22 protein-coding genes are annotated in these 21,704 nt (G+C 59.7%); 12 read left to right on the plus strand and 10 right to left on the minus strand.

Annotated elements, in window-relative coordinates:
* Position 1: 1 nt before the first annotated feature.
* The 3 genes from K1X75_15180 to K1X75_15190 all read left to right on the plus strand — a co-directional run bounded on the left by K1X75_15180 (position 2) and on the right by K1X75_15190 (position 1,587).
* Positions 2 to 187 carry a hypothetical protein gene (locus K1X75_15180; protein MBX7059404.1) on the plus strand — a complete coding sequence of 62 codons (186 nt, stop codon included), beginning with the start codon at positions 2 to 4 and terminating at the stop codon, positions 185 to 187.
* Positions 188 to 355: 168 nt separating this feature from the next.
* Positions 356 to 961, plus strand: a complete 606-nt coding sequence (locus K1X75_15185; protein MBX7059405.1) for a lytic transglycosylase domain-containing protein — start codon at positions 356 to 358, stop codon at positions 959 to 961.
* Positions 961 to 1,587, plus strand: coding sequence for a hypothetical protein (locus K1X75_15190; protein ID MBX7059406.1), 627 nt, complete (start codon positions 961 to 963; stop codon positions 1,585 to 1,587). The genes K1X75_15185 and K1X75_15190 overlap by 1 nt, the downstream gene beginning before the upstream one ends.
* Positions 1,588 to 2,020: 433 nt before the next feature.
* Here the strand turns inward: K1X75_15190 and K1X75_15195 are convergent, their stop codons facing one another.
* Together K1X75_15195 and K1X75_15200 are read right to left on the minus strand one after the other, a co-directional pair.
* Positions 2,021 to 2,653 carry a hypothetical protein gene (locus tag K1X75_15195; GenBank protein MBX7059407.1) on the minus strand — a complete coding sequence of 211 codons (633 nt, stop codon included), beginning with the start codon at positions 2,651 to 2,653 and terminating at the stop codon, positions 2,021 to 2,023.
* A 224-nt stretch (positions 2,654 to 2,877) separates the two neighbouring features.
* Positions 2,878 to 3,471: a lipoprotein LipL21 gene (locus K1X75_15200; protein MBX7059408.1), complete on the minus strand. Its 594-nt coding sequence runs from the start codon at positions 3,469 to 3,471 to the stop codon at positions 2,878 to 2,880.
* 148 nt (positions 3,472 to 3,619) lie between these two features.
* Here K1X75_15200 and K1X75_15205 point away from each other — a divergent pair, with 148 nt between their 5' ends.
* A complete protein-coding gene (locus tag K1X75_15205) occupies positions 3,620 to 5,365 on the plus strand; it encodes a DUF2079 domain-containing protein (protein ID MBX7059409.1) in 1,746 nt (581 codons plus the stop codon).
* Here the strand turns inward: K1X75_15205 and K1X75_15210 are convergent.
* From K1X75_15210 to K1X75_15235, 6 genes are read right to left on the minus strand one after another with little or no spacing between them, the layout of a single operon-like run.
* The gene (locus K1X75_15210) at positions 5,349 to 5,591 is read right to left on the minus strand and encodes an Hpt domain-containing protein (protein ID MBX7059410.1); all 243 of its coding nucleotides are present in this window, start codon (positions 5,589 to 5,591) and stop codon (positions 5,349 to 5,351) included. The genes K1X75_15205 and K1X75_15210 overlap by 17 nt on opposite strands.
* Positions 5,592 to 5,643: 52 nt before the next feature.
* Positions 5,644 to 6,243, minus strand: coding sequence for a hypothetical protein (locus K1X75_15215; GenBank protein ID MBX7059411.1), 600 nt, complete (start codon positions 6,241 to 6,243; stop codon positions 5,644 to 5,646).
* On the minus strand, positions 6,243 to 7,331 hold the full coding sequence (locus K1X75_15220; GenBank protein ID MBX7059412.1) for a DUF4340 domain-containing protein: 1,089 nt from the start codon (positions 7,329 to 7,331) through the stop codon (positions 6,243 to 6,245). The genes K1X75_15215 and K1X75_15220 overlap by 1 nt, the downstream gene beginning before the upstream one ends.
* 15 nt (positions 7,332 to 7,346) lie before the next feature.
* Positions 7,347 to 9,338 carry a GldG family protein gene (locus tag K1X75_15225; protein MBX7059413.1) on the minus strand — a complete coding sequence of 664 codons (1,992 nt, stop codon included), beginning with the start codon at positions 9,336 to 9,338 and terminating at the stop codon, positions 7,347 to 7,349.
* Positions 9,339 to 9,348: 10 nt separating this feature from the next.
* Entirely contained in the window at positions 9,349 to 10,122 is a 774-nt protein-coding gene (locus K1X75_15230) for an ABC transporter permease (protein ID MBX7059414.1), read from the minus strand.
* Positions 10,119 to 10,835, minus strand: a complete 717-nt coding sequence (locus tag K1X75_15235) for an ABC transporter ATP-binding protein (GenBank protein ID MBX7059415.1) — start codon at positions 10,833 to 10,835, stop codon at positions 10,119 to 10,121. Before K1X75_15235 ends, K1X75_15230 begins: the two co-directional genes overlap by 4 nt.
* Before the next feature lie 19 nt (positions 10,836 to 10,854).
* On the opposite strand from K1X75_15235, the gene K1X75_15240 reads away from it, so the two are divergent.
* Positions 10,855 to 12,495 (plus strand): tetratricopeptide repeat protein, encoded by a 1,641-nt coding sequence (locus K1X75_15240; GenBank protein ID MBX7059416.1) that lies wholly within the window; start codon positions 10,855 to 10,857, stop codon positions 12,493 to 12,495.
* Between the two features lie 7 nt (positions 12,496 to 12,502).
* Here K1X75_15240 and K1X75_15245 read toward each other — a convergent pair whose 3' ends face one another.
* Entirely contained in the window at positions 12,503 to 12,925 is a 423-nt protein-coding gene (locus tag K1X75_15245; protein MBX7059417.1) for a MerR family DNA-binding protein, read from the minus strand.
* A gap of 78 nt (positions 12,926 to 13,003) precedes the next feature.
* Between K1X75_15245 and K1X75_15250 the strand changes: the two genes are divergently transcribed.
* Both K1X75_15250 and K1X75_15255 read left to right on the plus strand, forming a co-directional pair.
* Positions 13,004 to 13,699 (plus strand): type 1 glutamine amidotransferase domain-containing protein, encoded by a 696-nt coding sequence (locus tag K1X75_15250; protein MBX7059418.1) that lies wholly within the window; start codon positions 13,004 to 13,006, stop codon positions 13,697 to 13,699.
* An 81-nt stretch (positions 13,700 to 13,780) separates the two neighbouring features.
* On the plus strand, positions 13,781 to 14,431 hold the full coding sequence (locus K1X75_15255) for a carbonic anhydrase (protein MBX7059419.1): 651 nt from the start codon (positions 13,781 to 13,783) through the stop codon (positions 14,429 to 14,431).
* A 19-nt stretch (positions 14,432 to 14,450) separates the two neighbouring features.
* Here K1X75_15255 and K1X75_15260 read toward each other — a convergent pair whose 3' ends face one another.
* A complete protein-coding gene (locus K1X75_15260) occupies positions 14,451 to 16,241 on the minus strand; it encodes a sigma-54 dependent transcriptional regulator (GenBank protein MBX7059420.1) in 1,791 nt (596 codons plus the stop codon).
* 144 nt (positions 16,242 to 16,385) lie between these two features.
* On the opposite strand from K1X75_15260, the gene K1X75_15265 reads away from it, so the two are divergent.
* The 5 genes from K1X75_15265 (at position 16,386) to K1X75_15285 (ending at position 21,620) form a co-directional block, all read left to right on the plus strand.
* A complete protein-coding gene (locus K1X75_15265; protein ID MBX7059421.1) occupies positions 16,386 to 17,120 on the plus strand; it encodes a sulfite exporter TauE/SafE family protein in 735 nt (244 codons plus the stop codon).
* A 69-nt stretch (positions 17,121 to 17,189) separates the two neighbouring features.
* Positions 17,190 to 18,941 (plus strand): thiamine pyrophosphate-binding protein, encoded by a 1,752-nt coding sequence (locus K1X75_15270; protein ID MBX7059422.1) that lies wholly within the window; start codon positions 17,190 to 17,192, stop codon positions 18,939 to 18,941.
* Positions 18,938 to 19,861, plus strand: coding sequence for a bile acid:sodium symporter family protein (locus K1X75_15275; GenBank protein MBX7059423.1), 924 nt, complete (start codon positions 18,938 to 18,940; stop codon positions 19,859 to 19,861). Before K1X75_15270 ends, K1X75_15275 begins: the two co-directional genes overlap by 4 nt.
* Entirely contained in the window at positions 19,858 to 20,823 is a 966-nt protein-coding gene (locus tag K1X75_15280; GenBank protein ID MBX7059424.1) for an SDR family oxidoreductase, read from the plus strand. The genes K1X75_15275 and K1X75_15280 overlap by 4 nt, the downstream gene beginning before the upstream one ends.
* The gene (locus K1X75_15285) at positions 20,820 to 21,620 is read left to right on the plus strand and encodes an SDR family NAD(P)-dependent oxidoreductase (protein ID MBX7059425.1); all 801 of its coding nucleotides are present in this window, start codon (positions 20,820 to 20,822) and stop codon (positions 21,618 to 21,620) included. Before K1X75_15280 ends, K1X75_15285 begins: the two co-directional genes overlap by 4 nt.
* The last annotated feature ends 84 nt before the right edge of the window (positions 21,621 to 21,704 follow it).

The raw sequence follows: 21,704 nt of genomic DNA on the forward strand, positions 1-21,704 counted from the left end.
CATGGAAACGAAAGCTAAAAAAGCCAAAAAGGCCGCTCAAGAAGAAGAGCAAGAGTTTCAAAGCTTCAGCGCGCAGGGCGGATTACGCAGTTTTACGGAAGGCCTGGAACGGGTACAGTTGGAGCGTTACCAGCCGTTGTTTAAACGCAATGCCAAAGAGTCCGATTTGGAAAAGAAGAGCCACTGAGGCCTACCTCTTCGCCGCAGATTTATTTTGCGGGCGTTCACGCCGCTACAGGCTCTGGCCATCTACTTGAGACCGCAGAACGGGCCCATTTTCAGGCTCAGTCTATTTGCACGCTTCTGAATTTTTTTTTGGCAAAGCCCGGGCCAATCTGGCCGATACTTGTTCCAAATGGAACGACCGGCCGGTATCGAGCAGATCATGCATCGGATTAGCGACATAATGCAGCGGGCGCAGGGGCCGGCGGCCCTGCAGCGCTTCCTGCCCCAGGCAGCTGCCGAGGAAAGTCCTGTTCAGCCAGAGCGCTCACAACCGGCGGGCGGCATCGCTCCGGGCGCCCCGCAAGGGCGGCGCGATGCCCGCGGCGATTTTGGCCCGGTGTCCGGCGGCAGCTTTTCACAACAACTGGAGCAAATGATCGAGCGGCAGTCGTCGCAGCTTGGCGTGAACTCCGATCTGGTGCGCGCCGTGGTGCGTCAGGAAAGCGGCGGCAATCCCCGCGCCGTCTCCCGCGCCGGTGCAGTCGGATTGATGCAGTTGATGCCAGATACCGCACGACAGCTTGGCGTCGATCCTTACGACCCGGAAGAGAATCTGCAGGGCGGCATCCGCTACCTGCGCGATATGGCCTCACAATTTCAGAGCGTAGACCAGGCCCTGGCCGCCTACAACGCTGGACCGGGCGCAGTACGTCGCTACGGCGGCACTCCGCCCTACCAGGAAACGCAGAACTACGTGCAGAGCATCCGCCGCATGCTGCGCAATCAGGAGCGCTGATGCACGATGGAATCGCGCGCCGGCGCGTTCTGGCTCTGGCCGCGTTGCTGCTGTCGCTGGCGCTCGCAGCCTGTCCTAAGAATCAGGAAGATGCAATTATGCTCAGCATCTACCATGACTACCACCAGCAGATCAGCGATGCGGTGTATGGCACGGACATCGAGGACGCCTATCTGGCGGCAATCATCAGCCTGGAATCGCATCCGCCGGGCAATGCCGATAGCGAACGCTACGAGGCAGGCGTGTATCGTCATCTTGTCGACTTGAAAGAAAAGAATGTCGCCTGGGGCGGCCTTTCCCGTCGGCGCATCGAAGCGTTCAGCGACAGCGAACTCAAAGAACTGGCCACCAGCTATGGCCTGGTGCAGATCATGGGCTACCACTGCCTGAGCATGGGCTGCACTGTCGCGGACCTGCGCGGTCAGGACCAGCTGCTATGGGCCGTGGCCTTCATGCAAACGCACTATGGCAAACTGGCCCACAAACAGGCCTGGGCGCGCTGCTTTCGGATGCACAACACCGGCAGCCCCGAGGGCGAAACCGCGCGCGACGACTACGTGCAACGCGGCCTCTTGCGCATGGACTACTACCGCGAATGGGTCCGGCGAAATGGCGGCGTGTGGTGAGGGTAGACTCAGTGAGAAGGGTCTGCGTCCACGTATGCCTCCAGGCGGCCATTGTACTTACGAACGACTATGTGATCGTGTTTTAAGGTGTAAGTCGCACCAACAAGGGAATCCAAGATAGTTCCCAGAAAGAGAGTCGGGAGGTTCAAAAGCAAAGATGAGGCGAACAACGAGGAATTTTCCGTCCAAAGTAGTACTGAAGTAGGCTCCGCATCTGGTGAGCTGAGATAAAGAACATATCCTTCGGCTGTTCTCAGCTGCAATTCACAAGGGATCTGACAGGTCTCGATCAATTCGCCGCTTCCCAGAACTTGCGCAGTTACCGGTCCGACTTCGGAACGTAACCAGAGAGAATCGTCCGGCCGGCCGCCCCTCAACAAAGTGAGGCACGCATTGCAACAGCATAGGATAATTGCCAAGAGGAGAAAGCGATTCATTCTGCACTCCCTGGAACCGCACGGGCGCATTGCAGGGCAACCATTTCAAAGTCGCGGCCAATTGCTGCAGCGGTCCTTGGGCGGGCCCGGCATCTACTGCCAGGTAGAACCTCCACATCGTGAAATGGGATTACGCCACGAAAACCTACGTGGATCGCATCCAAACCAGTGAGGAGGAGTTCTCCCTCGCTGCCAAAAACGAAAAAATCTACGAGTGCACCCCTGTAGCTGACGCCGCTGCAGAACCCCGACGTGTTGCCGAGCAGGCCGTGCTCAAAGTCATGAATTGCGAAGAAGACTGCCACGACAAGCTGTGCGTCATTTACGCTTGCCGCCTCACGAATAGCCTGGCGACTGTAGTTCCAGGGCAGGCTGTCCAATCGAGCGCCCGAATCTCTTGTCGCACCATCGGATTCGCCGCGCTGATGCGTGACGAATACAGGGTAACTCAGCCGACGATCGATTATGACGGCGGTCAATCCGCGTTCAGCGAGAGACGCTTGCATGCCGTCCGGAATCGAATGGATAATCGGTTGAAGTTCAGGCACCGCCACGAGACGCACCTGCCCTTCGCGACCCGCGTTCTCAATAGGCCTGAGAACGACTACCCGGCGGACTTTTTCGGACATGGGTACCCGCACCGGAATGTATGCTGGCATGCAGCAAATACAGCCGGCGCCCACCAACAATGGTGCGCCAAGGATTATCCGAACTGACATGCAGGCGACAGGTACATGATATTCAAATATGTCAATTATAGTAAGACAAAAAGAGGAACCACACAAAAAAAGCCCGGTCGTTACGACCGGGCTTTTTTACGACTCCAGCTGTTGCTGGCAATTGTCGCGTAGTATCAGCCGCCGTTTTGTTGAACGACTTCTTTCACCTGCGCTTCAAAAGCGCGCTCTCCGCCCGGATACTTGAAGTAGCCCACACACTGGCAGTCTTCCCAGGTTTCCGGTTCGCCTTCGCGAGCGCAGCGTCCGGTCTGTGCGTTCAGCGAGCAGCAGTCGTAGAGGCCAATGCCGCTGATGCGTCCCTGGCTCTGGGCGATGATGGCATGGCCCGTGGACTGACCATCGACCACGCCAGAGGCCTGCTCGATATAGTCGCCAATGATCTTGGACAGACCGTCGCCAGCAACCAGGTCGCGCGCTGCGCGACGGCAGGTGGTTTGCTTCATCGCAATGCTGCCGGCGCGGATCGCCCGCTCCGAAGCGCGCGCTGAAAATTTCAGATACAGATAGTCTTTGCTATCCGAGTCGGCGCAGTACTCCGCCGGGCTTTCGCCGCGCAGGGCGCGTGCGCTGTCCGGCTTACAGGCCCAGCCTTCAAAGACCCAGCCCTCAGCGCCTACCGTGGTAGCGTCGCGGCGACTGTCGCCGCCGCCGCAGGCGACCAGTGCTGCAGCAAGCAATGTCGCAGTTGCGACCAGAATTCGCTTCATATGTTGACTCCTTCACCAGGACAATTCTTACCGGGCGCTTCGGCCAGGATTCTCGAGACGGCGAACGCCCAGGCGAACCGTCCGGGAATTGTGGCTTTACCCGGATTTCGTCAATCCAATTTACTGATATAGACTGTCGAGCGAGGATGTGAGTTCGTACGGAATTGGACGCCAGGGCGGTCGCCTGGAAGAGCTCTCCTACTGGCTGGCGGCTGCGGCCACAGCCTGCCTGCTGCTTTTGCCGGCGGTCGCAGAGGACGCCGCCAGAGCCGGTCGCCTGGCGCTGGGACTGCTGCTGCTGGCCCTTGCTGCTGCATCCTTTATTTCTGGTAGAACTACCGATCCAGTTTCAGCAGCGACTGAAGGACGATGGCGCTGCGCGCTGGAATCCTCGGCAGTCATCGCGCCGCTGGTCCTTTACATCGCCTGGTTCAGCTGGCGCGCCTACGCAGCGCATTTCGTCGGCGACTACGACTTTACCAGTATTTCCGAAGCGCTCAATCGCAGCGCAGCTTTGCAGGGTCTGCTTCCAACCTCCTTTCTGGCGACGGGAAACAGCTCTTCTTATCTGGCGCACCATTTTTCACCGGGCTTGCTGCTCTTGACTCCCTGCTATCTTGCCGCCAGAATGCTGGACGCAAGCGCTCCGGAGTGGCTGCGGCTGTGGCAGGCCACGCATCTTGCTTATGCATTGGCCCTGCTCTTTGTTCTGGGCGCCGGTCTCTTGTTGTGGCGCCGCCTTGCCCTGCACTGGCTGGCAACCAGCCGCAATGCCAATCTCTTTGCGCTGAGCCTCAGCGCTTGCTGGATGCTGCAACGCCAGGCGCTCAGTTTTCACTTTGAGCTGTTGAGCTTTCCGCTTTCAGCGGCGCTCTTTCTGAGCTTGCAAGCGCGATGCCGCGCCCTTGCCAGGGGCGCAGCTGGCATACGTTCCGCAAGACGCGCCGCCATTCTCTATTTTTCCACGCTGCTGCTCTTGCTTGCTCTGAAAGAAGACATGGGCGTCTACCTGTCGCTGTGGGCCGTATTCCTTTTTCTGCGCCGCGACGCTGGCGCCAGCAATTCCATAGCGGCGGCGACTCTTTTGCTCAGCCTCGGTTGGCATCTTCTGGCGCGCCTGGCGATCATGCCCATGCTGCAGGGTCCGCATACCCTTGATTGGAGCGGCTACTGGGATGCCCGACTCTGGCCTGGCGAGAGCGACTACAGCGCGGCGGCGCTGGCCTTCTTTGCCCTTGGGTTTGCCCCGTTCTTTTCGCTTCGCGCCGCGCTGACGATTGTCGTTCCGCTGCTCTTGCTGCATGCAGCTTCGCATCAGCCCTGGCATCATCGTTTTTTTGGCCATTACTCCTACGACGTTCTGCCCTTCCTGGCCTTCGCAGCTTTAAGCGGACTGGCGCGACTGCGCGAACATGAAGTCATTTTCCGGCGGCCGCTGCTCTATGCCGGCGGCCTGGCCAATCTGGGATTTTGCCTGCTGGCCGCCGCCGCCGACCGCTATACGCCGCTGCCGCCGCCGCCGGTTGCCGCCAACTACCAGGCGGTGGAAGCGATGTTGCGCCCGCTTCAGTCCGGCGACTGTCTGCAGACACAGTTCCCCTTCAGCGCCCATGCGCCGCTGGCAGCGCGCGTTTACCCGCTGGTCATTCCGCGGGAAAACCCGGCCTTTGCGCAGCTTCCACAGCTGGAAGGGCAGGCTGTTTCCGAACGCTACGCGCGCGAATGCCGGCGTTATTTCTTGTTACTGGATGCGACGCGCCCTATGGCGCCCTACTATTCAGCCGAAATTCTGCGCTTCTGGCAGCGCTTTGCACAGGGTCGGCTGCAACTGCTGCAAGAGCGAGGAACTCTGCGACTCTATGGCCGCCGCGATTCGCTCAGACGAATCGAATGACAACGCGATCGAGGTACTGGCCAAGCGCAGCTGCGTGCTGCTTTAACGCTGCCTGATCGCGCGCCTTTGCCGCGGCTTCTATTTTTTGACCGAAGCTGGTAATTTCTGGAAAGCCGTAGCCGCCGCCGGAGCCTTTGAGGTTGTGCCCCAGGCGCTGGACATCCTCGAAAGCCTGCGCCGCGCAGCGTTCCAGAATCTGTTCGATCGCGCTGCGCGTATTGCGCATGTAACCTGGGATCAGATCGGCAAGGTCCTGGTCGATCTCCACCGGAATTGGATCAGCGCTGGCCATCCGGTGCACTGGCCGGGGCCGAAGCGCGATCGGCAACTGCAATTTCAATCGCCTGATGGATCTGCGCTGCCAGCTGTCGCAGCAAGCGCCCGCGCGCTCGCCGCTCCGTCTCGACCGCGCCTTCGCTCTCTGCAAATTCGGTTCGCGCCGCAAGTTCCCCGGAATAGAAGACGCCATCGCCGCCGCTTCCATCGCGCAAACGAATGCGGCAGGCCACGATCAATTCGTAGCGCGTAGCATTGCGATAGTTATCAAACAGTCGGCCTTCTTTGCGGTAGAGCGTCACTTCGCCGTAGATCACCGTCTGCGCCAGACTGCGATCATCGCCAAGCAGCAAGCGACCGCGACGTTCGCCCTCTTGCCGGACCATTTCGGTCAGTTCAACATTGACATCAGGTTCGAAGGTTGCATTGGAAAAGTTGACCAGAAAAGCGCTGCGCTGCGCCAGCGAGAGCTGACTGAGATCGCGTCCGCCCAGGCTCAGGCAGCCGGCGGCGCCAAAGGCCGCAACCAGCGCCAGCCCCGTGCGCAAGTAGCGCCGGCCGCCTGACGATCGCTTCAGGCGCCGCAGCCAGGAACACAGCATCAATGGAAACCGCCGGCCGGCGTCGGCTGCGACGGCGCCACGGCGGGCGGCGGCGCGGCCGGGGCCTGCAGCGCCTGACGGGCAGTCTGGATCAAATTACGCACAACAGCGGCGCCAATCCAGTGCGGGTCTTCCAGCAAAGAGCTCTGCACCAGAAGGTACTCGGCATCGGGACCGGCAAACTGCGGCCGTCGCACACTGACTTGCAGCTCAAGCCCGTCGCGCGTCTTTGCCTGTAGCTGGATCAAGTCGACGCCGGCGCGTCGCCACTCGCCGCTTAGATCTGCAAGGCGAGGAGCGTCAGGCTCATCATTGAACTTTGCAATTTGCAACTGCCGGATGGCGCTCTCCACCTGCGACCCGCTGCTGGCCTCGATCTCAATGCTGCTGGTCAATCCCTGACGCAGCCAGTAGGATTGCATAACCGGCGCAGTCATGCCCTCAGCCGGCGGCGCGGAGCGCTTCCCCTGCCGCAGGCGCAGACTGTCGCTGCGCCCTGGCTCTTGAATGACCAATTCCAGTTGGCTGATAAAGTCGTCGCCGGCGGTATCCAGAAAGCGGCGCTCACGGTACTGGAAAGGATCGCTGTTGAACTTTTCGATCAAGAAGGTCTGCACGGCCAGGATCTCGCCGGGATCGGCGCTGCTCAGCACAAAGGTATTGCCGGATTCGGTTTTCTTGCCCAGCCGCAGACTGACTGGCGTTCCGCCGATTGACTCAAAGAAACGCAGCTCAACGCCAGGCTGATCGAGCTGCAACTGCTTGAGTCGATCTGGATTCTGATCATAGGCGGCGCGCAATTTCGGCTTCTGCCAGTCGCTGAACACATTGCGTACGTTGTAGTTGCCAGGAAAACGGCGGCCGTCCCCCGCCTGAAAATAGTAGCGATCTCCAAACAATCCGCTTTCTCGAATAAAGCGATAACGCACGACGCCGCCCTGCGGCGCGTATTCTACCGCCGCCCAGCGCCTGGTCCACAGATAGCTTTCTACTGTATTCGATTGCTGACCGGGGCCATAGAGAATCAGAACAGCAATCAGAATGACGGCCGCCACTCCGGCGACGAGATAAGGGTTGATGCGCGGCACGATCCTCGCCTCCTCTCAGGACGGCTCGATGAAGCGTCGCTTGCGCCGGTAGAGCGTCACCGCCAGTGCCAGAGCGCCGGTCATCGCCAGCGGAAAGACAAATACACAGAGTACGATCAAGCGCAGCTTCAGCTCATCGCTGACCAGCACGCTGCGGCTTTCACGTTCGCCTGGTGTGATGCCAGCAGCCAGCGGATTCTCTACCATCCAGAGCAGGGTTTGCGCCGCCAGCGCCAGGTTCACGTTCTCCACGCCCATGCGCGCGTGACGGTCGGCCAGCCAGTCCGTCCCGGAGAAAATGGCCAGCTTCGGTCCGCCGGCCAGATCCGGTTTTTCAAAGGCCGCGCCAAGGGTGTAGCGTTCCTGCGGCTCGCTGTCTTCGCGTCGGGCGTTCTGGTTGCGGTCGTCGAAAGTATTGTAACTGCTGAACAGAATGGCCGTTGGCGCCAGTTCGCGCAGCGAAGCAACGGATGTACGAACTACGCGCTCATTGCGATCATCAGCGGGCGGCGCGCCTGCTGCGGGCGACTGTTGATCAGCAGGCGGTACAGCGACAGGCGATGCGCCAGGCGCTTGCTTGAGCGCGCCAAAATCAGGGCCGACCAACAAATACCGCCGGGCGCCAGAGCTGTAGGCGTCCGTAATGCGGTGCGTGCCGTAGCTGTCGGTCAGCAGGACGCCGCTGAGCGTAGTATTGGTAAGCCGGGCGCGCTGCAGCGCATAGTCGCCGGGAACTTCTTTCAACAGCCAGGACAGATCCTCCGCACCGCGCGGATCAATGCATGCAAAGACCTTGCCTCCCGATTTCAGAAATTGCAGCACGGATTCGCGCGCCGGCTGCGAAAAAGGAGTAGTGGGGCCAACAATGAAAAGTACATCGGCGTCATCCGGGATTTTTCCGGGCCAGCCATTGCTGGAATCGAGGGTACGTACGCTGACGTTGAAATAACGCAATTGCTCTTTGAGCAGTTCGATGGCCGCCGGATTGCCCTCGCTGGCCGGGATCGCGTAGCGTTCGCCATTGATAGATGTAAAGTAAGCGTTGCGCGCCGGCGCCGCAACGTAGACCAGGGCGCGCACCGATTCGCGCTCCAGTTTCTTCAAATCGCTTTCGGTATTTACGTAGATCCGCCGCTCCACGTAGGGACGATCGGAAACCACATTGCCGACATCCGGTTTGAGCGTTCGAAAAATAATCGTTCCGTTGGCAACATTGCCAAACTCCGCGGTATTGAAGGCCTCCAGATCAGCGTTCAAAAAGTGCAGACGGATTCGCGAATTGATGATCGGCAACTGGTCCAGCATCAGGCGAATATCATCCTCGTACTTGGAAACCTCGCTGATGGGCGCATCGCTGCGACGCTGGCTCCACTGTTTCTCCGGCAGAAAGACGTAGACATCGACATCGCGCTGCACCGATCGAATGATCGAGCGGCCGTTTTCGCTGTAGGAGTAGTAGCCAGGCGTCAGATCAAGGGTCGGGTTGCGCAGGGTGACGCCGTAGTTGACCAGAACTACCGCAGGGAGGACAGCAAAGATCGAATAGGCGGCGCGCCGCAGGTATTGTGCGCGATGCTCGCGCACCGAGAGACTGGCGCGGGCCTCCACGCTTTCGCTGAGGCCGGCCATGATGCGATAGACCGCCGAAGCAGCGTAGGAAAGCAAGAAGAGCGCAAGCAGCAACAGTCGCAGCCGCGGTAGCAGTGCGCTATCGTCGGCCTGGGCGCCAGCAGGCGCTTCCAAAAAGAAGCGCGTAAAATAGGCAAGCGCTGCAAATGCGGCCAGGCCCCAGCTTGCCAGTGTTGCGCCTTCCAGTCGCGGCAAGAGCTGGCGGCTACGCGCCAGTAAGCCAACCAAAGGATCGAGTAAGGCGACAGCCGCGCCCAGTCCAAGCGCAATCATACCCCAGATCGAATCCAGGAAGAGCGTCGCAAGGTAGAGGCCCAGCGAACCGCTAAGATAGATCCAGCCGCCAGAGCGTTGAAAGAATTTTGTCAATGCCATCATAGGATATGTCTCAGTTGCCGCCGGCGCGCCAGCGCCGCGATTCAAGCACCTTCACAGTCAAAAAGAGAAAGAGAACCGTCATACTTCCAAAGAAGACGACTCCCTTCAGCGGGATCACGCCGCGGGTGAAGGCAAAGAATTGATTCAGGCCGTGCGGGTAGGTCAGGATACTGCGCGCTGGCTCCGGCAACAGTCCGGCAGCAAAGGAAACCACTTCAAACAGAATGGCCAGGCCAAAGCCAGCGGCAATCGAAACCAGTTGGTTGTCGGATATGCTCGAGGCAAACATCCCCACGCTATAGTAAAAAAGCCCGCCAAGCAGCAGACCAACAAAGCCGGTAAAGGCGATCGCCAGCGGCGCCTCGGCCACGCCGAAGATATTGATGGCCACTACAAGGAAGGCCAATACCAAGATCGAAATGACGCCCATGGCGTATTTGCCCAGCGTCAACTCCAGATCGGACACCGGCAGGGTATAGAGGAGCTCCAGCGTCCCCTGGCGACGCTCATTCACAAAAGCGGCCATGGATAGGGTCAGGGCCGCAATCATAATTCCTACGTAGTACACATAGAATAGTCCGCGGGCGACTTGCTCATAGGTGGCCCCGCTTTGCCCCTGAACAATGGCGTTCAGCAGCCCGCAGGCCACCATAGTGACCGCCAGAGCCACCACCGGCAGATTGGAACCCAGAAAGGAAGCCCACTCCTTGCGAAAGACATGCGCCGACACGCGCAGCAATCGCAGCTGACCCAATTGTCCTGCCATCTGCAGTACTTGCCTCATCGCATCGCCTCCGCGCCCTCGCGGGTCAATTGCATGAACTTCTCCTCCAGATGAGCGTGGATGGCATCGCCGCTGAGTTCGCCAGCCAGGCGACCGCGATGTATGATCACTACGCGGTCGCAGGTGCGACTGACCTCCGCCAGAATGTGACTGGAAAGCAGCACTGTGTGCTTTCCGGCCAGGGTGCGAATCAATTTGCGAACCTCAACGATTTGCACCGGGTCCAGTCCGGATATGGGCTCATCCAGAATCAACACCGGCGGCTCGCCAATCAGCGCCTGGGCCAGCCCGACGCGTTTGCGGTAGCCAAGCGACAGGGTGCGGATCAAAGCGCGGCGCGCCGGACCAAGCTGGGTCTGCTCAATGACGCGCGTAAATTCGGCGTCAAAATCGGACTCGGCAACGCCGCGCAGCCGGGCCACAAAGTGCAAATAGTCTTCTACGGTAAGCTCCGGGTAGAGCGGCGGCATCTCCGGCAAGTAGCCGATTTTGCCCTTTACTTCGAGCGGCCGCGAAAAAACATCGATGCCGTCGATGGAGCATTCTCCGGAGCTTGGCATCAAGTAGCCAGTCAGCACGCGAATCGCGGTCGTCTTGCCGGCGCCATTGAGGCCCAGAAGGCCGACCACCTCGCCCCGGTTGATCGTCAGGCTGACGTCCTGCAGCGCCGGGCTTTGACCGTAGAATTTTGTCAGACCCTGTATTTTGATCATGTTGGCAATGAACCCATTTGTGAGCCGTTTGCAGCAGCTCGACGTCAATACTTTTTACGCCGCACGGCCGGCACAGAGAAATCCGCAGAAGATGCGTCCCGGATTGGCCGCGCTGCTTGCCGCTGCAGCGCTGAGTTTTGCCGCCGCTGCGCTGTACGGCCAGAGTTCCGCTTACCTGCAGGGCAAGCAACAGCTGGCGCATCGCAATTTTGACGAGGCGTTCCAGTCCTTCCAGCGCGCGTTGAATGCGAACCCCGGCGACGGCAATCCGCTCTACTACATGGGCTACATTCAGGAGCAACGCAACCGACGCGCCGAAGCGGTCGCCTATTATCGACGCGCCATAGATTTGCGTATGGACAACGACCTGCGCCGCAACGCCTTCTGGAAAATCGTTCTCTATTATAAGGTCCGTCGCGACTGGGAAAACCTGCTGGTTTACAGCGAACGCTTCCTGGCCTTTCAGGACATCGGCGAGGTGCGCAAGCTGCGCGAGATGGCGGCGCAGAATCGCGACCCGCGGGCGGCGGCTCATGCCGAATTATTGCGCGAGGCTCGCGAGCACGCTCGCGCCAATCGCATAGAACAATCCATCCAGGCCTACCGGCAGGCGCTGCGGCAGGACCCGGACTCGGAGTCGGCGCGCTGGGAACTATCATTGCAATTGATGGAGAAGCGCGACTTTGCCAGCGCTGATAGCGAACTGCGCCGCCTGTTACAATCGCGTAACGAAGACTGGGAGGTGTATTACAAAGCTGGCATCTGTAGCTTGAATCTGCGTCGCGGCGACCAGGCCTTGCAGGATTTGGAAAACGCCCGGCGGCTGAACAGCCGTCCTACCGAGGCCTTTGTCTACTTTGTCAATCTGGCGGAAGCGCGCATCCATCTGGATCGCGAGGATTTTCCAGCGGCGGAGCGGCTGCTGCGCGAGGCGCTGCAGAAGCGCGCCACTCCCTCGGCCAATGCGGCGCTGGCAGTATGCGAATGGGCGCGCGGCGATCAGAACAGCGCCGACCGTCGCAGTCGGCAGGCGCTGAACGCCGATGGCGCACTGTTTGATGCGCTACTGGTGCAGACCGACCTGCGCAGTCGTCAGGATGCCAGCGACGCTCTGGAGTTGGGACAGCGATTGCTGAATGCACTCGATGGCGACAATGCGCCCTCGCCGGCGGCGCCGCGCTACGCCCGTGCGCTGCTCTACGTTGGCCGCAAGGCGGCAATGCGCCAGGATTGGTCGCTTGCACTGCGCGCCTTCGATCGAATCAACTTGGCCGGTCTCAATACAGCCAGCGCCGTCAGTCTGCGCGACTACAACTTTTACTATGGCCTGACGCTTCTGCGTAGCAATCAACTGGACCGCAGCATCAACCAACTTGCACGCGTGGAGCAATCGCCGCAGGCTGACTACTACATTGCGGAGGCCGGCGCTCGCCAGCGCAACATGGAGCGCGTCCGGCTGCATCTGAAGCGGGCCGGCGATGCTGATGCTGCTATGTGGACGCGCGCTGACGGCGATCCCATCTTCCAGACGCTTGCTGCAGAGGATGCAAATTTTGCCGCCTTTCTTCGCCAGCGCGGCGCGCCGCCGCCAGAAACCGCTCCGCCAGGGGCCGAACCATTGCCGACGTCGTCCACGACGTCCTCTCCCTCGCCGCACTGATTGAGAATCAACTGCGCAGCGATGGCGCACGTTCTTCCATGGACTCGACCAGCTCCTTGATCTGCTCGGCGCCCTTCTTTGGATTGTTGCCGCAATGGCGGATCAATCGTTCCAGTTCTCGCTTCAAGGTCTGCAGTTCTCTGATCCTGGAATCGATTTCGCTTTTCTTCTGTTGCAAGGCCGGCATGATTCGCTGCGAAGCCTTTTGAGTGGAGTGCGAAAGCAAGGCCAGAAAATCCTTGATCTCGGCCAGACTGAATCCCAGACGTTTTACCTGGTGGATGAAGCGCAGGCGGTAGTCCGCGTCTTCGCCGTATTCCTTGTAGCTGTTCTCGCGCCGACCGCCGGATTGCAACAAGCCCAGCTTCTCATAGTAGCGAATTGTATGCCGCGATATGCGCGTTCTGCGGGAGAGGTCCGATATCAGCATGATCTCATCCTTGCCGCTCAAAAAAATGAGCCTGGCGACTTGACATGAGAGTATACTCTAAGGTTTATACTGCCGCTCATGCAAGCGGAAAAAAAGCATCGCGCCCTGATCGTCGCCACCAGCTACGACCACTTTGACAGCAACGGAAAGAAAACCGGCTACTGGCTGAGCGAGGTGGCCCACTTCTACGAGGCCCTGACCCACGCCGGAATTGACTGCGACATTGCCAGCCCATCCGGCGGCGAGCCGCCCCTCGATCGCAAAAGCGCCAGCGTTCTAGATCGCTTCCTGAATCGTAAATTGCTCAAGGATCCTGGCTACCAGAACAAGATCAGCAATACGCGGAAGATCTCAGAGGTCAAGGCCGCTGACTACGACATCGTCTACTTTGCCGGCGGCCACGGCGTGATGTATGATTTTCCAGATGATGCCGCCCTTGCCCGTCTGGGCGCTGAGATCTATGAGCGCGGCGGAATCGTTTCGTCGGTCTGCCATGGCGCCTGTGGTCTGCTGAATATCAAACTTGCCAGCGGGCAGCATCTGATTGAGGGCAAGAAGGTGGCCGGCTATACCAACAGCGAAGAGCTGCTCAGCGGACTGCGCACCACCGTGCCTTTTCTGCTGGAGGATGCGTTGAAGAAAAAGGGCGCCCGCTTTGTTAAACGCCCCGCGTTTCTGCCTTTTGCCGTCGCCGATGGCCGGCTGATCACCGGACAGAATCCCTTCAGTTCAAAGGCCGTAGCGCGCATGGTACTGAAGGCATTGCAGGCCTGAGCGCAGCTGTCTGCGGCGGCGCGCCAGGCGCCGCTTTGCGGTTGACTGCTTTTGGTCCCTGGCGCGTCGTTCCAGACGCCAATGGCCGAAAGCTACGAACGCCTGCTGTTGAATAATCGCGAGTGGTCGGAGCGCAAACTCCAGGACGATCCCGAGTTTTTTGCACGCTTGAGCCGCGTGCAACGCCCGGACTTTCTGTGGATTGGCTGCTCCGACTCGCGCGTTCCGCCCAATGAGATCACCGGCACTACGCCGGGCGAGATCTTCGTTCATCGCAATGTCGCCAACATGGTGGTGCACACCGATGTGAATTTGCTCTCCGTGTTGCAATTTGCCATCGAGGTGCTCGAGGTGCAGCACATCATCGTCTGCGGACACTATGGCTGCGGCGGCGTCGACTTTGCCATGGGCCAGCAAGACCTGGGACTGGTGAATACCTGGCTGCGCAATATCAAAGAAGTTTACAATTTGCATCGCGCGGAACTGGAAGCAATCTCCGATCCGGTTCAGCGTTCGCGGCGCATGGTGGAACTCAACGTAATCGAGCAGGCTCGCAATGTTGCCAAGACCGCCGCCGTCCAGCATGCCTGGCGCAAGCGGGCGCTTGCCGTCCATGGCTGGGTCTATGGCCTGGAAGACGGGCGCATCATTGATCTGCAATCTACGCTCGAGTCGCCGGAAGATCTGGCGCCTGTTTTTCGCCTGGCCCCTGGTCGCGACGACGAGCTGTAACGCGCGTCCCACAGGCAGACTATTCGCCGGCGGCCTGCAGTCCCAGCTGGCGAATCTGGTAATTCAGGCGCCCGCGGGAGATTCCAAGCAGTTCCGCCGCACGGCTACGATTGTTTTCGCTGGCGCTGAGCGCCTTCTCAATCAAGTCGCGGGCATAGCCCGCTGTCAGCGCCTCGAAGTCGAGCTGCACGCCGGCAGCCAGGTTCAGTGCATGCGGCGCTTCAACGACAGCCTCGCTTTGCATTGCCGCTGGCAGGTAATGAGGAGTGATCTCCGCGGCGCCGCGACTATCGGCGACCAGACGGATGATGCAATTTTCCAGTTCACGCACGTTGCCCGGCCAGCGCCAGCGGCATAACAAGGCCAGGGTTTGTTCGCCCAGACGCGGCGCCTTCATTCCCCAGCGCGAAGCGTAGCGTTCAACCAGACTCTGCGCCAGCTGAGGGATATCGCCAGCGCGCTCGCGCAACGGCGGCAATCTGAGCTCGTAGACATTGATTCGATAGTAGAGGTCCTCGCGAAACCGGCCGGCGGCGATCATCTCGGGAAGATTGCGATGTGTGGCAAATATCAAACGACAGGCGGCGCGCCGCAGCCGGCGATCGCCGACCGCCTGGTAGCTGCGCTCCTGAACCAGGCGCAATATCTTCGGCTGAATTTCCAGCGGCATCTCGCCAATTTCATCGAAGAAGAGCGCGCCCTGGCCGGCCTGTTCCACATAGCCAGCGCGATCGTTGCGCGCATCGGTGAAAGCGCCGCGAACGCTGCCAAACAGCTCGCTTTCCCACAAGGTTGTGGGAATCGATGCACAGTTTACAGCGACAAAGGGAGCGCCGGGGCCGACGCCCTTGCTGTGCAACAATGCGGCCAGCAGTTCCTTGCCAACGCCGGTTTCGCCAGTAATCAAAACCGGCATATCCAGAGCAGCGACACGGTGCGCCCTCTCAACGGCTTCGGACATGCGCGCGTCGGAGTAGACCAGGCGATGGTCGCCTATCTGCAGCTCATTGCCGGCGCCCGCATCGGTCGGCGCTTCCGCGCCATCCGGCGGTCGAAGATGAGCGCGCAGTCGTTGGTTTTCCTGTCGAATGCCTGCATTGCGAATGGCCAGAGCAAAGGGAATGCGACTGTTTTCCAGCAGGCGAAGTTCTGCCGGGAAATAGGGTAGATGGTTGCGTTTGCGACCCAGAACCAGATAGCCAAAAATCTCGCGCTGAAAAAGTACCGGAAAAAAGAGTCGAAAGTCCTCGCCGTACAGTCGGTTGAGTAGAGCGCGCAGACTGCGCAGGAAGCGCGGATAACGCTCGCCGGAAGTCTGGCCTTGCTGTGTTGCGCTGCCCAGCAGAAAGATCTGGCGAAACTGCGGTTCCAGCTCGGCCGGCAATCGTAGCCGTCCGGTCAGCAGTCGGGCCTCCGCGCTCAAGCGCCCATCGCTGACCAGCCAGCCTGGCAAAGGACCGCGGCTGCGCAGGATACTGCGCGTATAGCCGCCGGTGATCAGCAGGAAGCCCTTCTCAAAGCCAAAGAGCTCATGCAGCAGGCTAAGACAGTGCTCCAGGAAAAGTCCCGGGTCTTCAAAAGCGTGCCCGGAAGTCTGCATTCCTGAGTTGAGCGCCTGCAAGGACTCGGCGCTCAAACGACGCCCCGGAAACAGCAGGGCTTCCAGCCTGGGCAGCAATAGCCAGGCTGCAAGTACTGCCGCCGGCAAAGGCGCAAGTGCAAGAGGCATGATCAGCAAGGCCGAAGCGATCCATCCAGCAAGCACCAGAAGCGTGATTCCAAGAACAAGGAGGACGCTTCGCCAGATCATGATTAAGCCAGAGACGCTGATCAAAATCTGTCAGTCGCAAAAAGTAGCCGTTCAATTTTAATCGGCCCTTGCTGCAGGCCTTCAGAATTGCTCCATTCCGCCAAATCCAGCGACCGCTGTGTATCCGGGGTGGTGGCACGCGCATTGCAAAGGCCCTTTGTGCTGTGGTTGGCTGCGATCGTCTTACTGGCCTTCTTTCTGCAGGCGCTCACCGGATTTGGCAGTGTTGTCATCGCTCTGACCCTCGGCGCACTGCTCTTTCCGATTCCGGAACTGTTGCCGGTACTGGTTGCGCTCAACCTTCCGCTCTGCGCTTACTTAAGCTGGCGGCACCGACAGAAGATCGATTTGCGGCTGCTGTTTGGCGAGATCCTGCCCTGGATGGGTCCAATGGTGGCGGTCGGCTTGCTGCTGGCCGGCTACCTGCAAGGCGAGCCGCTGCGCAAGATCTTTGGCGGGATTGTTGTGTTCTTTGCCGCGCGCGAGATCTGGCTCTTACGCCGCACGGCAGCGCCGGCGCCCGCCGGCCCCTTTGCCTTTCGGGCCTGGCTTTTGACTGCGGGGCTGGTTCACGGCGTCTACGCCTCCGGCGGACCGCCGCTCGTTCAAGCGCTGGCCGGGCGCCGTCTCGATCGCAGCGTCTTTCGCGCCACCTTGATGCTGCTCTGGCTGCTCTTCAACGCGGCGCTTTTGGGCTGGTACTGCTTTCAAGGCCGTATCGATCTACAGGTTTCGCAGCGCATACTCTGGCTGCTTCCCACATTGCCTGCCGGCATACTGCTTGGCGAGTGGCTGCACCTGCGCATCTCCGAGAATCTCTTTCGACTCTCGGTTCAGCTGCTGCTTGTGTTCTCCGGCCTCGCTTTGCTTTTTCGCTGAAGTCAGCTCCGCCAACAATTTCATGGACGCTCATATAAAAACTTTTTGAGGCAGGTTGAGAAACAGCATATGGAAGAAATCAGCGGCGGCGAAGTTGCAGCGCGAATGCTTAAACAGGAGGCGGTTGATCGGGTCTTTGGCATCATCGACGGCACCTACTTTGGCTTTTATTCAAGCCTGCGCAAAAGCAATATTACCTTGATCAGTCCGCGACACGAAACCAGCGCAGCGCACATGGCCGGCGCCTATGCTCGACTGACTGGCAAACTCGGCGTGTGCATGGCTTCCAATGGACCGGGCGTGGCCAATATACTGCCAGGCCTGGTTGTCGAAGAGGCCGAGGGCAACCGTGTTCTCTGTATCACCAGTTGCAGACGAACCGGCATCAGCAATCCCGATCGCGGCGGAAGTTACCAGTACTTTGATCAAAGCGCTGTGATCGCTCGCTTTGCAAAGTGGAGCGCAGCGGTCCCTTCCTTTGAGCGTATCCCGGAGATGATGCGCATGGCCCTGCGCAAATGCTTCGAGGGACGACCAGGCGTGGTTCACCTGGACATTCCCGAGAACATTATGAATAAGAAAGTCAAGGCGCAGGTCGCCTTGCTGGCGCCGCACCGTTACCGCACAATCGCGCCGCTTTCGCCGGCGCCAGAGCTGGTCGAGGAAGCGGCGAGACTGCTGCTTGCTTCGAGCGCGCCAATCATTCATGCTGGAAGCGGAGTGTTGCATGCCGGCGCCTGCGATGAACTGGAGGCCATTGCCGAGTGCCTGCAGGCGCCTGTTACCACCAGCTGGGCGGCGCGCGGAGCGCTGCGCGAGGACTCGCCGCTGGCTATGCCCATGATTCATGTGAAGCTGAACCATATCGTTCGCAACGATGCCGACCTTGTGCTGACGCTTGGTTCGCGTCTGGGCGAAACCGACTGGTGGGGCAAGGCGCCTTACTGGCGACGCGCCAGCGAACAGAAAATGATCCAGGTTGATATCGACGCCAGCATCCTGGGCGCCAACAAGCCAGTTGACATTGCCGTCCAGGCCGACATTGGCGTCTTCCTGCGCCAGCTTAAGCAACGACTGATGGCCCTGGAACCCGGCGGCCGGCGCAGCGACGGCGGCGCCCGTTTGCGCAAGTATGCCCGTTTTCGCCAGCGCTACCGCCAGAAGCTGGACCGCGCCCTTCTGGACAAGCGCTCGCCTATGCATCCGGCGCAGGCGCCGGCCATTTGCGGCGCCACGCTGCCCGAGGATACAATCTTTGTCGCCGACGGCGGCAACACGGCGGTGTGGGCCAACTTCTATCATGAAATGCGACGGCCAGGTTCGCTGCTATCGACTTTCAAATTTGGCATGCTGGGCGCGGGCGTAGCCCAGGCCCTGGGCGCCGCCTCGGCCTTCCCTGATCGAAACGTTTGCTGCATCATTGGCGACGGGGCCATGGGCTTCCACCCCCAGGAAATCGAAACGGCGGTGCGCAACCAGTTGCGCGTGATTTTCGTGGTCCTCTGTGATAAGCAGTGGGGCATGGTAAAGATGAACCAACAGTTTACGTTGAAACCATGGAAGACGCTGCTTTTCAAGTCGCTCAGCCCGGAAGAAACCATCAATGCCGACCTGGGCGAAATCGCTTTTGATCGACTTGCAGAATCGATGGGCGCTCACGGCGAACGCGTAAGTCATCCCGATGAACTGGAACCCGCGCTGCGGCGCTGCATGGATGCCAGGCGCTGCGCCGTGATCCATGTCGACGTCGACCCGGTGAAGCATATGTGGGCCCCCGGCCTGATTCACTTCAAGGAAATGCACCTGGAGCCAAAAGGATGATGCCCATCGATCAGGTACGCCTCAACTTCAATCCGGCCTCGCTGACTGCGCTGAATATCATTCTGGGCTTTGTGATGTTTGGCGTGGCGCTGGACATGAAACTTGCGGACTTTCGCAACGCCTGGCGTTCGCCCAAACCAATCCTGATTGGCCTTTTCGCTCAATTTGTGTTGCTGCCGGCGGCCACCTTTGGCCTGGTCTGGCTGATTCGCCCCGCTCCCAGCATTGCCCTTGGCATGTTTCTGGTGGCGTCTTGTCCAGGCGGAAACATCTCAAACTTTCTCACCCACCTTGCGCGCGGAAACACAGCGCTATCGGTCAGCATGACAGCCGTTTCCACTTTTGTCGCAACTTTCATGACGCCGTTGAATTTCAGCCTCTGGGCCGGCCTCTACGCGCCGACGCAGGCGCTGCTGCGCGACTTCACACTTGATCGCTGGGAGATGTTGCTTGCCGTATTCTTACTTCTCGGATTGCCGATGAGTATCGGGTTGTTTGTGTCTCAGCGCTTTCCGGCCTTTTCGCACCGATTGAAGACCCCGATGCGCTATCTGTCCATTGCAATCTTCGGGCTTTTTGTAATCGGCGCCTTGGCCGCAAACTTTCGCTACTTTCTGGACTATGTCGGTTACGTAGTTTTCTTCGTGATGCTGCAAAACGGCGCGGCCCTGTTTTCCGGGTACGCAGCAGCTTTGTTGAGCCGCCTGCCAGAAGGCGATCGTCGCGCCGTCGCCATTGAAGTCGGCATCCAGAACTCCGGGCTCGGACTTATTTTGATCTTCAACTTTTTCGATGGCCTGGGCGGGATGGCCATCATCGCCGCTTGGTGGGGCATCTGGCATATTCTTTCCGGGCTGAGCGTCGCTTTCTGGTGGCGACGACGGGCGCCCGGGCCGCGAGCCCAAAGCGGCGCGACATGAAAACCATTTTGGTGACCGGCGCGTCTGGCTACCTTGGCGCACAGACTGTCACAGCGCTGGCACAGAGCGGCCAGGCGCGCCTCATTGCCTGCGATGTACGAGCGCCGCGACTCGAAGATCGGCGCGACGCTGTTGTCTATGAGGACGTAGACGTCCGATCCCCGCAGCTAGCATCGCTGTTTGGCAAGCATAAGCCCGATTGTGTGATTCACCTGGCATCGATTGTGACGCCAGCGCCGCGCAGCACTGCAGAATTTGAATACTCCGTGGATGTGCTTGGATCGGAAAACGTACTGAAGGCCTGCTTGAGCGCCGGCGTGAAACGCATCGTCGTATCTTCCAGCGGCGCGGCCTACGGTTACCATGCCGACAATCCGTCCTGGCTGCGAGAGGAAGACGCCCTGCGCGGCAATGATGAATTTGCTTACTCCCGGCACAAGCGTCTGGTAGAGGAGATGCTGGCGCGCTACCGTCAAGCGCACCCGCAATTGAAGCAGACTATCTTTCGCATCGGAACGATACTGGGCGAACGGGTGCGCAACCAGATCACCGCCCTCTTTGATCGCAAACGCATCCTGATTCTGCGCGGCGTGGCATCGCCCTTTGTATTTGTCTGGGATCAAGACGTTGTCGCCTGCCTGCAGCGCGCGGCCCTGGAAGATATCGATGGCATATTCAATGTCGCCGGCGATGGCGCACTTGAACTGGAGGAGATCGCCCGAATGTGCGGCAAGCCAACGCTCGCGCTCTCGCCGACGCTGCTCAAGCTGGCCCTGAGTATTCTATATCCGCTGCGATTGTCGCCTTACGGACCGCAGCAGCTGCGCTTTCTCCAGTTTCGGCCGGTGCTGGACAACAGCCGACTCAAGCAGGTCTTTGGCTACACGCCGGCCAAGAGCAGTCGGCAGGCGCTGCAGTTCTATTTATCCAGCCGCGGAATGCTACAGGATTCGAAGCAATGAGCTACTACCATCAGAAGCGCTTTGTGGTCAGCGGCGCCGCCGGCGGCCTGGGTCGACAGTTTTGCAGACAGTTGCTTGCGGCCGGCGCGCGTGTGGCCGGCCTGGACTTGCCTGGGCCGGCGCTCAAGGCCTTGCAAAAAGAAATGCAAGACTACGCCGGCCAGGAAAGCTTCCTGGCGCTGCCGGTCGATCTCCGGCGCGAGCAGCAGTGCCGCAAGGCCGTTGCCGCCGTGGCGCGACGCTTTGGCAAGGCTGACGGCGTGATTCAGAACGCAGGGATCACCCATCGCGGACTTTTTCGCGACTCAACGCCGGAGGATCATCGTCGCGTCATGAAAGTGAATTACTTTGGAGCGATCAACTTAATGCAGGCGCTGCTGCCGTATTTGCAACGCCCGGCGGATGTTGTCGCCCTGTCCAGCGTCGCCGGCTTTGCGCCGCTGGCCACGCGATCGGCCTATGCCGCCAGCAAGCACGCCTTTCAGGCCTTTTTTGAAACGCTGCGCGTTGAAGAGCCGGAACTTTTTGTACTGGTAGCCTGCCCTTCGTTTATCGACACGGGAGCGCGCCAGGGCGGCGGCAATCGCCCAGGCATTGGCGCCCAGAAAATCGGCGGGCGACCGCTGACGCCGGAGCTTGCAGTACAGAAAATTCTGGCGGCGCTGCAAAGGCGCAAGCGACGTGCATTTCTGACGCCCGTCAGTTACCTGTCTTTTCTCCTGCAGTTTGTTGCGCCAGGCTACTACGACCGCAAAATGCGCGCTGCAATGGCCGACGATTTGACGGCGCAACATTAGCGTTCCTGGGAAGTCGACCTAATTGCTGTACTGATTACGGCGCTTGTGCGGCGCCGGGCGGCCTGAGGCTTCGACAATTGCGCA

It is taken from the genome of Leptospirales bacterium, from assembly GCA_019694655.1.
In the GTDB taxonomy this organism is placed as follows: Bacteria; Spirochaetota; Leptospiria; order Leptospirales; family Leptonemataceae; genus SSF53.